General features: G+C 35.6%; 12 protein-coding genes, 1 tRNA gene and 1 pseudogene. 3 read left to right on the top strand and 11 right to left on the bottom strand.

Features of this window, described 5'->3' with window-relative positions; genetic code table 11:
- Positions 1–120 precede the first annotated feature (120 nt).
- From F606_RS0116495 to F606_RS0116485, 3 genes are read right to left on the bottom strand one after another with little or no spacing between them, the layout of a single operon-like run.
- Positions 121–1284 (bottom strand): ABC transporter permease, encoded by a 1164-nt coding sequence (locus F606_RS0116495; protein WP_019554995.1) that lies wholly within the window; start codon positions 1282–1284, stop codon positions 121–123.
- Positions 1281–2441 (bottom strand): ABC transporter permease, encoded by a 1161-nt coding sequence (locus F606_RS0116490; protein WP_019554994.1) that lies wholly within the window; start codon positions 2439–2441, stop codon positions 1281–1283. The genes F606_RS0116495 and F606_RS0116490 overlap by 4 nt, the downstream gene beginning before the upstream one ends.
- 5 nt (positions 2442–2446) lie before the next feature.
- Positions 2447–3460, bottom strand: coding sequence for an HlyD family secretion protein (locus tag F606_RS0116485; protein WP_019554993.1), 1014 nt, complete (start codon positions 3458–3460; stop codon positions 2447–2449).
- A gap of 506 nt (positions 3461–3966) precedes the next feature.
- Between F606_RS0116485 and F606_RS21480 the strand changes: the two genes are divergently transcribed.
- Complete coding sequence (locus F606_RS21480; RefSeq protein WP_019554992.1) at positions 3967–4860, top strand: LysR family transcriptional regulator; 894 nt, start codon at positions 3967–3969, stop codon at positions 4858–4860.
- A 27-nt stretch (positions 4861–4887) separates the two neighbouring features.
- Here the strand turns inward: F606_RS21480 and F606_RS0116475 are convergent, their stop codons facing one another.
- The 5 genes from F606_RS0116475 to F606_RS0116455 form a co-directional block, all read right to left on the bottom strand.
- Entirely contained in the window at positions 4888–5796 is a 909-nt protein-coding gene (locus F606_RS0116475) for a Ppx/GppA phosphatase family protein (protein WP_019554991.1), read from the bottom strand.
- A gap of 131 nt (positions 5797–5927) precedes the next feature.
- Complete coding sequence (locus F606_RS21475; protein WP_019554990.1) at positions 5928–7670, bottom strand: methyl-accepting chemotaxis protein; 1743 nt, start codon at positions 7668–7670, stop codon at positions 5928–5930.
- A gap of 315 nt (positions 7671–7985) precedes the next feature.
- Positions 7986–8417 carry a peptidylprolyl isomerase gene (locus tag F606_RS0116465; protein ID WP_019554989.1) on the bottom strand — a complete coding sequence of 144 codons (432 nt, stop codon included), beginning with the start codon at positions 8415–8417 and terminating at the stop codon, positions 7986–7988.
- 62 nt (positions 8418–8479) lie between these two features.
- Complete coding sequence (locus F606_RS0116460; protein WP_019554988.1) at positions 8480–9247, bottom strand: sulfite exporter TauE/SafE family protein; 768 nt, start codon at positions 9245–9247, stop codon at positions 8480–8482.
- Between the two features lie 101 nt (positions 9248–9348).
- Complete coding sequence (locus F606_RS0116455) at positions 9349–10341, bottom strand: pyridoxal-phosphate dependent enzyme (RefSeq protein ID WP_019554987.1); 993 nt, start codon at positions 10339–10341, stop codon at positions 9349–9351.
- Between the two features lie 391 nt (positions 10342–10732).
- Here F606_RS0116455 and F606_RS0116450 point away from each other — a divergent pair.
- Together F606_RS0116450 and F606_RS0116445 are read left to right on the top strand one after the other, a co-directional pair.
- Positions 10733–10809, top strand: a tRNA-Pro gene (locus F606_RS0116450).
- A gap of 392 nt (positions 10810–11201) precedes the next feature.
- Positions 11202–11795: a nucleoside/nucleotide kinase family protein gene (locus F606_RS0116445; protein ID WP_019554986.1), complete on the top strand. Its 594-nt coding sequence runs from the start codon at positions 11202–11204 to the stop codon at positions 11793–11795.
- A 51-nt stretch (positions 11796–11846) separates the two neighbouring features.
- On the opposite strand, the gene htpX is transcribed toward F606_RS0116445, so the two are convergent.
- The 3 genes and pseudogenes from htpX to F606_RS23740 all read right to left on the bottom strand — a co-directional run.
- Entirely contained in the window at positions 11847–12710 is an 864-nt protein-coding gene (htpX, locus tag F606_RS0116440) for a zinc metalloprotease HtpX (protein WP_019554985.1), read from the bottom strand.
- A 57-nt stretch (positions 12711–12767) separates the two neighbouring features.
- Positions 12768–13496, bottom strand: coding sequence for a TerC family protein (locus F606_RS0116435; protein ID WP_019554984.1), 729 nt, complete (start codon positions 13494–13496; stop codon positions 12768–12770).
- A 158-nt stretch (positions 13497–13654) separates the two neighbouring features.
- Positions 13655–13773, bottom strand: a pseudogene (locus F606_RS23740) (IS200/IS605 family transposase); the annotation flags it as partial.

The following is a 13773-nucleotide window of genomic DNA, read 5'->3' as shown; positions in this document are numbered from 1 at the left end:
TGTTAAAAACAATATATATTCTTTTTATGAGTATTACAAAATATATATAACAATAATAGAGATTCTGAAATACGTAAAAAAAAATGGTTTTATCCTAAAAGCAGGAACAATGTTCGCAGCTTATTCTCCAACTGCAACTGAAGTATGCACTATATTGATTTCAGTTTGACAAAATTTTTTATACCGATAAATCGACCACATCAACATAACACAGCCATACATATATAAAATAAAAATATCTTTATAACCAACAGGGGAAAAACCAGCCATCATAAAACTGCGTAAAGGCGAGGCAATATGGGTATAGGGAATAAAAAAAGCGGTTTTTTGGATAATCCACGGCATCGCACTGGATGGCCAGGTATACCCAGAAATCATAAAAACGGGAATGACACCGGCCAAAGCTAAACGATAAAAAAAGAAAAAATCCTTGATAAAAGATGCAATAACACTCGCTAATGTGGTCATGGCAAAAATAAAACCTAAACCGAGTAAAAATACTTGCCGCAAATCGCCTTTATATGGCAAATCAAACACAAAAACTGCAATCGTTAAATGCATAATAAAGGCTAAAGAAGCAGCTAGCATAAATGGCATAATCTTACCAATTATAACCTGACTAGCTGCATAGTGCGTATACTGTTTCGCTTTATATTCCATAAAAACAGAAGCAGTCGTCGGAATAAACATTGTCATTTGAAACGAAGTCATAAGCAGCCCAAATAAAAAAAACAACTTATAATCCAATGTTGGATTATACAATATCCGCGTTTTCATTTGTACAGGAACAATTTTAGTTTCTATATTCTTAATACCAGACTGATTACGCAACAAATTAACGGCCGTCTGCTGGGCAAACACATCAAATACATCCTGCGCTGCCGTAATAGCCGTATTCGTCACCATTAAGTTTGTCCCGTTAATTTGCACAACAATTTGAGAAGAGCGTCCATTTTTTATATCGTGCGCAAAATTTTTTGGGATTCCAATCCCAACCATTGCTTTTTTTTCATAAAGATACCGCTGCATCTCCTGTGGTGAATTCACATACTGTACAACCGAAAATCGCTCCGTATTTTCAAAGCCATCGATTAGTTTACTACTAAAATAGGTCTGGCTTTCATCACAAATAACCAAAGGAATCTGATCCACCGAATTTTTGCTGAATAACGTGCCAAACAATAATAAATAGCAAAGTGGAATAACGAACATACTAAAGATCAATTTTGGTTTTTGTGTCACGAGAATTTTTAATTCACACAGGGTAATAGTCCACCAAGTCATATTTTCACCTCTGCCTCAAGTAATACAGTTTTTATTCTTTTCTTACAAACCAAACCTGTCACGACAAAAGCTGCCATACCAAAACAGCATAAAATCAAACTATTGCGTCCTATATTTTCAGAAAACCCCATTAATAAAATATCACGAACCGGATCCGCAATATAATTCATCGGTAATAAATATGCATAAACCTGTGTAAACAGGTTTTTTGAGAATTCCGGCCATGAATAACCACTATATAAAAAAGCTGGCATAAAGTAAATAAATTCAATGGGATGAAACGGTACCATAACACTAGGCGCCATAGCCGAAAAAAGCATACCTATCGTAACCACAGCAAAAATAAATGAACTATATAAAATTAAAATATCAAAAAAGCTCCCGATAAACGGAATATTATAGACAAAAACATAAAAACCAATCGCCAATAGTGCACCTGCTAAAGATAAAATCCAATAGGCAGCTATTTTGCCAAATAAAATCACTAGCAGCGAATTTTCCTTCCATAAATCAAGATTTGTATATTCTCTCACAATAGCTAAAAAAACGGCCATCATGATACCAATCTGTACACCATTTGTCACCATCCCTGGTAACATAAAGGGCAGATAGGAATTCGTTGGATTGTTGAATATACGCAGCCGCATACTCACCGGAGCTACTGTATAGGCAGCTTGCCCAGGAAATTGTCCCATTGCTTCCACTAATTTTTTACCAAGACCGCCATTATATGTAGTAATAATTTCTCTGGCAAAGGACAATGCAGAATTCGGGTACATAAGATTTTTGCCATTGCTCGTAACGATCACACTCGAGCCAATACCCGTTTTAATATGTTTAGCGAAATCTGAAGGAATACCAATACCAACTAAAGCATCTTCACAATCCAAAACTTTTTCATATTCTTCCTGCGTTTCTACAACAGCCACAATGTCAAACCGCTCCGAATCCGCAAAAGCCGACACCAATGAACGACTGGCACTGCTTTGATCCTGATCTAAAACCACCACGGGAATATATTTTAAACTTTCCGCACTATAAACATAGCCAAAAAAAGCAGCATACAAAATCGGTAAAAAAAATAGAAAGAGCAAATTCTTTTTCTCTTTTAAAATAAACTGAATTTCTTGGAAAAAAATAGAAACTAACTTCATCATTTTTATCAACCTGCTATATGAAACTGCATCCCTGGACGGAGTTTCTCTGAATTCACCTGAATTTTTACATTAAAAGTAATAATATCTTTTTGATCCCGTTCACTCGTAGCACGATATGTTGCATATTCAGACTTTTTGCTAACATCAACAATTGTGCCATTCACGATAAGATTTGCATCCCGACCTTGCATTGAAACTGCCGTGCCAAGTTGGTATTTTGCCAAATCGGTTTCTGGTACTTTCAAATTAATCCAATTGTCATTCGGATCTTGTATACTCACCAAGGGAATTCCTGTCGAAATCATCGCTCCCACTTCAACATACTTAGCCGTGATTACACCATCAAATGGTGCTCGGATTTCTGTTTCATCAAGATTGACTTGGGTTTGATCTACAGCAGCAGCAGATTGTTCTATTTTACTGCGCAAAGATTCTTCATCAGCAATATTTTCTTGGTGCTGCATCACATTCGCTTCGGCTTCGGCCACTGAAGCTTCGGCTTCTTGCTTGGCTGCCACAGCTACCTGATATTTCGTCTGATAACTTTTAAACGTTTGTTCCGATACAGCATTACCTTCCAATAATTTTGCAAACCGGTCATAATCAGATTGTGCTTCATCAAGATTCGCTTCCGCCTTCGCTAATTGAGCCTTGGCCACATTGACAGTCGAAAGCAAAGTTTGATCTTTAATTTTCGTATTAGCGGAGGCCTGATTAAGTTGGGCCCGCAACGCTTTTTCACCAGCAACAGCCTGTTTGGACTCGGCTGAAATTTCACGGCTGTCAATACGAGCCAGAACTTGTCCTTTTTTTACAACATCGCCTTCTTTTACCAGCAAATCTACAACACGTCCTGCTATTTTTGAATTTATATCAATTTCTTTGGCTTCCGCACGTCCCCACACTTCTTTCGACTGAGCCGAACTTGTAGCACAACCACTAAAAAAAGCCGACATACTGATCAATAGAATTCCAAAAAGAGCTGGATACTTTTGATACCGAATTACATGAGCTAACATAATTTCCCCCTGCTAAAAACTTGTTGCAAAAACTATTTTGATCGAATTAAAATAAAAAAGCACAGAAACCAGTCCTTTGCAAATACGATAAACTTTACAAAATTTACAGGCAACTATGCTTGAGAACTTTATTTTATTCAAAAATATTCCATGAACAAGAAAATTTTTTAACTTATCGTCTGATGCTTTATTATAGTCAAAATTTATTCATATGTATAATACAAAAAAGAAAGCTGATTCATACAAAAAATGTATGAATCAGCTTTCTTTTTTTCAAGATAGTTTCTATAATGCCATCTATATACTATAATAAAACAACAACCTAAAATTATAAAAAATGATGATATATAGAACGCATTAAAGAAATTACATCCAGTCAATCAGTCTGCCAGAAATGGGGTATAGGGCATCGTTTGCTTCCTACGTAACGCCACGGAGCCCTATACCCCATTTTTGACGATTACCATATAAAATGTTTAATGCCATATATATAGATGGAGCCGCTGATGATTAATTTAAAAAAACTATATTATTTTCTAACTGTAGCTAAAGAAGGACAAATTACCAGTGCGGCAAAAAAACTCTGTATTTCCCAGCCACCATTAACCGCACAATTAAAAAAATTTGAAGAAGAACTAGGTGTCCAATTAATAAAAAAAGTCGGACGAAATATAAAACTCACCGAAGCGGGTGAAGCTCTTTATGAAAAAGGAAATCAAATTGTCGAACTCGTCACAAAAACACAAAAAGAAATCAAAGATATTGACAAGGGCGAGGTCGGAACCTTATCGATTGCCGCCGTCACTGCTTTAGGTGCTACATTTCTACCCGAACAAATCCTAAATTACAGCCAAAAATATCCCAAGATTTCTTTTCGTATTTATGATGCTGATAACCATATGATTACAAATCTCCTGACAAACGGTGTAATTGAAATCGGCATTGTTTTATGCCCGGTTGATACAACAATCTATGATTCAATTCCCCTGCCAACACAGTTGATGGTCGCTGCCATGCATCCAAAATGGAACCAGCATCCCACGCAAAACTCCATTACCTTGAAAGAATTGAGTGATAAACCATTGATTTTACATCGTTCAAGTGAACGCATCCGAGCTTATTATGAAGACAATAATCTAAATCCGAATATCATTTGTCTGCACAATGATATTCGTTCCATGATAGCCTTGAGCGACACCGGACTCGGTATTGCCATCATTCCAAAAACCAGTGCCTTGTTGAATCAAAATAAAAATTTAATCTATAAAGAAGTTTCCGAACCAATACTCCCCTTATATGCCAATATCATTTGGAGCCGCAATCGTTATTTATCAAATATCGCAAAAAACTTTTTAGAAATGTTGCAAAATTCACCAATGCCACTCGCAAGTAAAAAATAAATAATGTGAAAGAAAAAACGAGCTGGATTACTGACCCATAAGCTGATCATAAATATAGCCTTCCCGAACCCCGGAATCACTGTAGATAATCTTTTCACTGCCAAAATATTGCGCTAAAACAGAAGCAATAATGATCCCGGGAATGATCGTATGAATTCGTTCTGGTACCGTTTTCATTAAAATAACAGCTTCTTCCGAAGGCATTGGTTTACTGCGAGTAAAACGCCACACAATATCGGTCAAGGTTTCGGTCGGAATTTCAACATTTTTACGATTTATTTGAAAAAGTTGATTATATAAAATAACGGCCCCTTTAAATGTACCACCAATACCACAAATATTGAGATGACTTACATTTTTAAAAGCATCTGCACTTGTAATCATTTGCCTCACTTCCTGCATCATTTGCTCTGCTTCAGTTGGACTCGGCAAAAAATCAACGACATATTTAGTATGCAGGTACAAAGATCCAATCGGTAAACTTATTTTTTTATAAATTTTATGATCAGAATAAGCCACTATTTCCGTACTAGCACCACCAATATCAATTAATAGTCCAGATGATTCCATGCTATCATGCGTTGCTCCAATAAAGTCAAGTCTTGCCTCTTCATCCCCTGACAATACCCGTAAAGCAATACCAGTTCGCTGAATGATTTCCTCTACAGCCACTTTACTATTTTTTACATTTCGCAAGGCAGCTGTCGTAAAAGCTGTAATGTCCGTAATCTGAAAACTATCCAGAAAATACTTAAACTCTTGTAATATTTCACAAGTTTTTTCAATTCCTTCTTGCTTCATCATGCCATCTTTGATATAAGCTGCAAGTCCCACTGTATGTTTCTTTTTCATGAGCAACTCTATTTCGCCTGGCCCAATATCATAAACCGCCAATCGAATCGTATTTGAACCTATATCGATCATTGCATGAATCAAAATTGCCGCCTCCTATAAAATTTACATCTTTACATTCATTTTAATCGAAAAATAGACATCCGTAAATTGAAAAATTATAAAAAAGCAGTTGCACTCAGTTCAAAGAATTGAGTACAACTGCTTTTTTTAAATCAAATCCGGAATTTTTGTGTTTCATTTTGTAAAATTTGTGCAATGGAAGCTAATTCTTCACTCGATGAAGACACTTCTTGCATTGCGGCCGATTGTTCTTCAACCGAAGCAGATACCGTCTGCGATTCAGCAGCTACACTTTGGCTGGCCGCATCAATTTTCTGCGTTGCCGAAACAATACTGCGTTCACTAATGGCAATTTCTTTAATTTTACCTGATATTTCACGAATTTCCAGAGTTACGACATTCATCAAACTTGTTATATTCTTAAATGTATTTCCAGCATTTATAACACGTTCCGCACCGGATTGTACTTCTGTTGTACCACGATTCATAACAGTAACCGCATTTTCCGTTTCATTTTGTACTTCATTGATCAAAGCAGCAATATGTTTCGCAGATTTCTGTGATTCTTCTGCCAGTTTTCTAACCTCATCCGCAACTACAGCAAAACCGCGCCCCATTTCACCAGCTCGAGCAGCTTCAATTGCTGCATTTAACGCAAGTAGATTGGTTTGTTCGGCAATACCTGACATAACACCAATGATCTGCCCAATTTCACGGGAACGTTCACCCAGTTTTTGTACGACTTGAGCCGAATGATTTACTGTGCTTTCAATATGATGCATTTGTTCAACTGCATTTTCAATCTCCACATTACCCTCTGCAGCCGTATTTTCCGCTTTTTCTGTATGTTCGAGCATAACATCGGAGTTTTCGGATACTTCATTGATATTTTTAGAAATTTCTTCAACGATCCCTTTTGTATATTCTACAGATTGCGCCTGATCAGTGCTCGCCATAGCTACTTTATTAATAGAAGAAGCAATTTGAGTACTCACCATTGCTGATTGTTCAGCACTAGATGAGAGTTGTTCCGATGAAGAAGCAACCTGTTCAGCATTCTCTTGAATATTGCGAATTAATTTGTTGAGCGAAGTAATTGTAATATTATAGGAAGCTGCTAATTGCCCAAACTCATCACGAGAAAAAACCACGGCATGATCAGCCAGATTTCCCCCTGCAACCTCTTTGGAAATTCGCAATAATTCCTTTACCGAACGCTGAATATTCTTATTGATCAAGTATCCAATTACTAAAATAAATAGAATTCCAAAAAAAAGAACGATCGTTTGAATTACGTCAGTTTTTTTATAAAGCGATTTTGATTCTGCATTCAAAGTATCTGCCTTTTTCACATCCACGTCAACTAAGGCATCAATTTTCCCCTGCATTTCAAGATACGCTTCGCTTAGTTTCCCATTGGCCAAAGTAATGCTTTCCATTTTTTTCCCATCTTGATCTAATTTAAACAATTGTTCATTCAATGTAAAGTACGTTGCCATGTCTTTATGAATCTGATCGACCAGTTGTTGTTGCTCTACCGCATCCACTGGATTATTTTTCCCCAGATATTCAATATTTTTCATATAACGCTCACTGCTTTTATCAATTGCAGTTTTCGCTTCGTCCATCGCCTTTTTTGCTTTGTCACGGTCCGCTTTATCATCTGCATAAATAAATTTATATGTATTGATGCGAATTCGGCCAAATGCTTCATTAATCATATGTGAATCATCCATCATTTTCATCCAGGTATCGGTAATCTCATCCGACTTATGCGCTACAGTTGTGACTGCATACATACCATACACACCTAAAAATAAAGTAACAGCAAAAATACAAGCAAACGATACACGTAATTTTGTTTCAATACTTAAATTATTCAGTTTTTCAAACATATTTGATCCTCCTAACTTTTGATATCACTGCCAAAGTATATAGAACGTATTAAAGATTTTTTATGGCAATTATTGAGTAAGAAACTATAAAAGGGAGCAGCGTTAACGGAAAAATAGAAATACTTTAATGCGTTATATAATTTGATTATGTAATTTTTGGTAATGAAATCATAAATAAATAGTAACAACAATAGAACTATTAGTCAATATTTTTTAAGTATATAGTCCTATAGGTGTATCATTGGAAATTATAGGTAAAAAATGGCAACTGCCTAAATAATAAGCAGCTGCCGTTTATATAGATACTATATTGAGTTAATCTTCAACAACAGTAACATTTTCCATAAGGTCACCTTGTTCGATAAGGTCCATAATATCATACCCATCGATAATTTGACCAAATACAGTATGAACACCATCTAAATGCGGTTGCGGTTCTAAAACTAAGAAAAATTGACTACCACCGGTATCTTTACCACGATGAGCCATCGATAACGAACCACGATTATGTTTGTGCGGATTACCTTCCGTTTCACATTTAATACTATAGCCAGGACCACCCGTACCATTACCACTTGGATCGCCGCCCTGCACAACAAAGTCTGGAATTACGCGATGAAATTTCAAACCATTATAAAACCCTTCCTGAATGAGTTTAACAAAATTAGCTACGGTTCCCGGTGCTTCTTTGTCAAAAAGCTCAATCGTTATTTTACCATTTTTTGTTTCAATAATTGCTTTTTTCATAAACTTAAAAACCTCACTTTAAAAAATACTAATTTTATTATACTATAAATAATCCTATAGAATCAATTTTTCAACAAATCCAATAATTGTTTACCAATCAAAATAGCGGTCATTAAAATAAATAACGGTTTAACATAAGCAACACCTTTCGATAATGCCATTTTTGTGCCAAAATATGCACCTAAAATCATTGCAATCCCCATCGGTATTGCATAGACATAATTGACCAGACCCAAATACATAAATAATAAAGCCGCTGCCAAATTACTGGCAAAATTCAAAGCCCGTGCATTGGCTGCTGAACAGATAAAATCAAAACCAATACATAAAAAAGCAAAGAGGAGAAAAGAACCCGTTCCTGGTCCAAAAAAGCCATCATAAAACCCGAATACTAGAGCAATCATTGCACTAAAATACATTTTTTTCTTCGTCATCCCAGCATACGTTGATTTTTCTCCCCAATCTTTACGAAAAAGACTATAAACGGTTACAACAATCAACATCACAACCACAAGCGGCCGCAAAAAATCAGGTGGGATTTCCCTTACCACGAATACGCCCAGCAAAGAACCAATAAACGATAAAGGAAATAAGTATTTTATAATTTTAAAATCCACTTTACCCGAACGCATAAATGAAATCACACTCGTCAAAGCTCCTAAAAATGCAGCTGCCTTATTCGTTCCTAGTGCCACAACAGGCGGAAGACCTGTAAGCATAATTGCCGGAAGCGAAATCAGACCGCCCCCTCCTACAACCGAATCAATAAATGAAGCTAAAAAACCAGCTCCCATCAAAAAACATATCATCTCTAAACTAATTTCATCCATTTCAGTTCTCCCATCTATACTTACACGATATAATCATAAATACATATGTAAGTATATAATGTTATGAAATGACAGGCAAATTTTTTTAGAATGATTTACTTTTACTGCATACCCCGTCCCGTAAGCGGCACAATCACCTGATAATTATCCGGTTTTCCATTTTCAAAAAATTGCAAAGCCCCTGCTACCGCAACAGCTGAAGTCATTTCGACATACATTCCCTGACGAGCTAAAATATCCTGTGCATATAAAATAGACTCATCCTCTACTGTTATAACATCACCTTGACTATTTTTTATCGCCAGCAAAATTTCATCCATGCGTTGTGGCTGACCCACGGCAATGCCTTGTGCAATCGTCGGGGTGATTTGATGTTCAGGAAGATTGTGAATTTTTTGGTATAACGGTTTACAATGATCACTTTGTACAGCAATCAATTTTGGCAGGCGGCCAATTTCCTCAAAACCATAATAAAGACCTAATAACATTGTACCGTTTCCGACTGGAACAAATATGTAATTTGGAACTTGTTCATGTAATTGATGATAGATTTCATATGCTAACGATTTTGTTCCCTCAAAAAAAAGCGGATTATACACATGCGAAGCATAATATGCTGTTGTTACCGCCTCAAGTACAGCAGCAGCTGTCTTCTCACGCGCACCATCTACCTTGGTAATCGCTGCACCGTAAGCTTTGATTTGTTTTATTTTACTAGGTGAAGTTGACTCTGGAACATAAATAGAAGCTTTTATACCCGCAGCAGCTGCATAAGCGGCCATGGCAGCTCCGGCATTACCAGAAGAATCTTCGACAATTTCACGGATTCCAACATTTTTTAATTGATTTATCATCATAAATGCACCACGGTCTTTAAAAGAGCCCGTTGCATGAAACTGCTCTAGTTTTAAAAAAAGACTCAGTTTATTAATTTTCATTTTCAATAAAGGTGTTTCAACTTCACCTAAAGAAACTGAATTATGTAATATTTCACTTGGATCTTTAAATAACTTAAACAAACCGCCACATTCACATTTATATGACCTCGTATTTATTGGATAATTTTTTTTACATTTTGAACAATAAAAATACATTTTAAGAACCCCCAATTTAGAAATTCAAAAACAACCAAAATAAAAAAATTTAAATAGATATCTCCTCCTTTGCAAATGCAGACCAAAATCCTCAAGAATTACAACGAATATATATATAACATAAAATATGTATAATGTTTTAAAGCTTAGTTTTTATTTCTCTTTAAGCCAATTCATTTCCTTTATTTTAATAAAAATTTAAAGTTTAATTTTTTATTTTGTATTATGTATAATTTTTTTCATATTCTATTGACATGTTTCTTATTTAACCATATAATACAAGTACGTCAATAGTCGGATGAAAATAATTTTTCGACTATTGACAAATTATTATTTTTAGAGTATCATATTATATGTTACTGTAGTAACTAGTGAATCCCATATAACTTATCGGGGCATGGCTCAGTTTGGTAGAGCACCTGGCTTGGGACCAGGGGGTCGCAGGTTCGAATCCTGCTGCTCCGACCATCACGCAAAATCAACTTTCTCACTTATGAGAAAGTTTTTTTATTTATAAAATATTATTTTAAAGACTTGCCAAAAAACACAAAAAGGTGTATTCTATTAGTCGGGGAACTACTACATATATTATGTAGTAGATGGCAAAGGGTATAGAGGCGGCAAAAGCGAGAGCGGATCGGAAAGCTCTCGCTTTTGTTTTTTTATAGATTAAACAGTAGGAATGATGATTATATTTATATTTTAACTTTCTTTATTTATAAATCCTTGAATATATGGTAAAATAAATTACAGAATTTTATTATATATTGACTGATAAATACCAATGCTATTTCAAAAGTAATTACATACTTGTATCGTATAAAAGTTAGACAATAACTAAAAGAATTGGAGTCTTGGCTATGACGAACAAAATTTATGCGATTATTGGACCCCATGCTTCAGGAAAAACCCTGTTGATTCAACATTTAAAATTATTGGGTCTTCCTTATATTTTGAGTTATACAACAAGAAAACCAAAAGCAAATGAAAAAAATGGTGAGGATTATCATTTTGTTGATAAAGAAACTTTTTTCAAACTAGATTTAATTGAGAAAGTCACCTATCGAGGCGAATATTATGGGCTCTCCAAACTTGAACTTTTAAAAACCTTGCAAACTTGCAATCGAAGTATTATCTTACTTGAAGCCAACGGATTAAAGCAATTAACCAAGCTTTTATCAGAACGCATTGAATCCATTTATATAATGGCTGATTATGTAACACTCGTTGAACGGATGCTGATGATGAAAGAGTCAAATGATGATATCAAACATAACTTGGAATATGCTGAAAATAATGGTGAGTTTGAAACTTGGAAAGTCACCACACATGTTGTAAAAAATGTGCTTGATCCGAATATTGCCATCGACCAGATTTTATCATTTATGGGGCTCATGGATCGTAAAAAAATAAATCCATTACAAAACAGTAAAAATTTAAATAGTAAAATTTAAAAAAGGATCTCTATTCATATTTTAAAGTATGAGATAGAGATCCTTTTTTGATTATCTTAACGCTTTGGCTTGTTCTTTAAGTTTAGCAATACGTTGCACGGTTGCTGGATGCGTACTAAACAGATTCATTATTTTTTCCGTTGAACCAGCCAGCGGATTAATAATAAACATATGAGATGTTGCTGGCGTAGCCTGACGCATCACGACATTCTTTGCATAATAATCAATCTTTTCAAGAGCACTTGCAAGGGCTAATGGATTTCCACAAATTTTACCACCACTTGCATCCGCTTCATATTCACGCGATCGTGAAATTGCCATTTGAATCAACATAGCAGCCAATGGAGCTACGATGATGGTAAATAATAAGCCCGCCGTACCACCACTATCCTCTTCATCGTTACTGCGTCCCATACCAAAGATAGCCGACCATTGTGCCATTGTAGCAATCCATGAAATGACCCCAGCAATCGATGCTGCCATTGTACTAATTAATGTATCACGATGTTTGATATGGGAAAGTTCATGGGCTACAACGCCAGCCAGCTCATCATATTGTAATGTTTTCATAATCCCGGTAGTAACAGCAACGGCCGCATGTGATGGATTACGCCCCGTTGCAAAAGCATTTGGAACATCTGTATCTATGATATAAACTTTTGGCATTGGTAAATCCGCATTTGCACATAATTTTTCAACCATATTATAAAGATCCGGTGCCTGCGTCGGCGTTACTTCACGCGCATCATAAGCTTTCAGCACAATGGAATCACTATACCAATATGTGAAAAAATTCATTCCAAATGATATGAGCAGCATAATCGTTGCTCCATTTTGACCACCAAACGCACCGCCGACTGCAACTAAAATACCAGTAAGCAATGCCATGAGTATCGTTGTTTTTAACATATTCATAGAAAATATCCTCCATTATTTTTATTTAAATTTAAGACATCTTATTTAAAATGGATCTTACTTATAAGATACCATATTTTTAGTGGTTTTTAAATTTTTTACATGTATTTTATTAAAATACCAGCCAATTGATAAAACAATTGTAATGAATCCCCCTTCAATATAAGGTGCACCAGATATAAAATAATATCCTATGCTAGGATCGGTAACCATCATTTTGCCTGAAGTCCAGGCAAGTATTCCCGCACCAAAATAAATAATAATTGGGAATTTATTCATAAGCCATAAAAAAAATTGTGCACCACATAAAACGATTGGAATACTAACCAGTAAACCACAAAAAATAAGTATCCATTTATCACCGCTGACTGTATTCGCAACACCCGCCAATGATAAAATATTATCCATACTCATAATTAAATCTGCAGCTAAAATTGTTTTTATCGCTACAAGCAATGTGGAGGTCTTTTTTATTTCAACCACAGTAGAACCTCCATGATCTATTAAAAGTTTCATCGCAATATAGAGCAGTGCTAAACCACCAATAAATTGTAAATAAGCAATCGAGAGTAAGGTTGCAGCAAAACATGTCAGTACTATACGAATAAAAACCGCACCAAAACAGCCGATAAACATAGCTTTAAATCGTTGTTCTTTTGGTAAGTTCTTACAGGTTAACGCAATCAGAATAGCATTATCACCACTCATAATAAGATCTAATAAAACAATGCTGCCAAAAGCAACAAGCCACTCTACGGAAAAAATCGTACTAAAAATCATGTCCATGATCTTGTAATTCTCCTTTTATAGTCATGACCTCCGGTAAACCGGAGGCTTGCTCAAGCCCTGGAAGGGCATATTACTAACATAAGCCCCTCAAGGGGCGTCCGAATGGTCTAACCAACGTTTTACTTTTTCGGGCGACCCCTAAAGGGGCTTTTTATTTATGCCTTTTGCTTCTTGCTACCCGTAAACGGGTCCACAAACTCTTTTAAACTCATTTGTTCTGTTATTTGATCTTGTTCTAGCTGATTCCTAATGTAGTTCTCTATCTGCTTTTTAT

The organism is Propionispira raffinosivorans DSM 20765, assembly GCF_000381065.1.
Taxonomy (GTDB): domain Bacteria; phylum Bacillota; class Negativicutes; order Selenomonadales; family Selenomonadaceae; genus Propionispira; species Propionispira raffinosivorans.
Note: the sequence above shows the minus strand (reverse complement) of the source record. Positions and strands in the feature narration are given on the sequence as shown.

What these genes read in the sequence shown, in the direction of transcription:
- F606_RS0116495 (WP_019554995.1), bottom strand. Translation starts at nt 1,284, where the DNA reads ATGACTTGGTGGACTATTACCCTGTGTGAATTAAAAATTCTCGTGACA.
- F606_RS0116490 (WP_019554994.1), bottom strand. Translation starts at nt 2,441, where the DNA reads ATGATGAAGTTAGTTTCTATTTTTTTCCAAGAAATTCAGTTTATTTTA.
- F606_RS0116485 (WP_019554993.1), bottom strand. Translation starts at nt 3,460, where the DNA reads ATGTTAGCTCATGTAATTCGGTATCAAAAGTATCCAGCTCTTTTTGGA.
- F606_RS21480 (WP_019554992.1), top strand. Translation starts at nt 3,967, where the DNA reads ATGATTAATTTAAAAAAACTATATTATTTTCTAACTGTAGCTAAAGAA.
- F606_RS21475 (WP_019554990.1), bottom strand. Translation starts at nt 7,670, where the DNA reads ATGTTTGAAAAACTGAATAATTTAAGTATTGAAACAAAATTACGTGTA.
- F606_RS0116465 (WP_019554989.1), bottom strand. Translation starts at nt 8,417, where the DNA reads ATGAAAAAAGCAATTATTGAAACAAAAAATGGTAAAATAACGATTGAG.
- F606_RS0116460 (WP_019554988.1), bottom strand. Translation starts at nt 9,247, where the DNA reads ATGGATGAAATTAGTTTAGAGATGATATGTTTTTTGATGGGAGCTGGT.
- F606_RS0116455 (WP_019554987.1), bottom strand. Translation starts at nt 10,341, where the DNA reads ATGTATTTTTATTGTTCAAAATGTAAAAAAAATTATCCAATAAATACG.
- F606_RS0116445 (WP_019554986.1), top strand. Translation starts at nt 11,202, where the DNA reads ATGACGAACAAAATTTATGCGATTATTGGACCCCATGCTTCAGGAAAA.
- htpX (WP_019554985.1), bottom strand. Translation starts at nt 12,710, where the DNA reads ATGAATATGTTAAAAACAACGATACTCATGGCATTGCTTACTGGTATT.
- F606_RS0116435 (WP_019554984.1), bottom strand. Translation starts at nt 13,496, where the DNA reads ATGGACATGATTTTTAGTACGATTTTTTCCGTAGAGTGGCTTGTTGCT.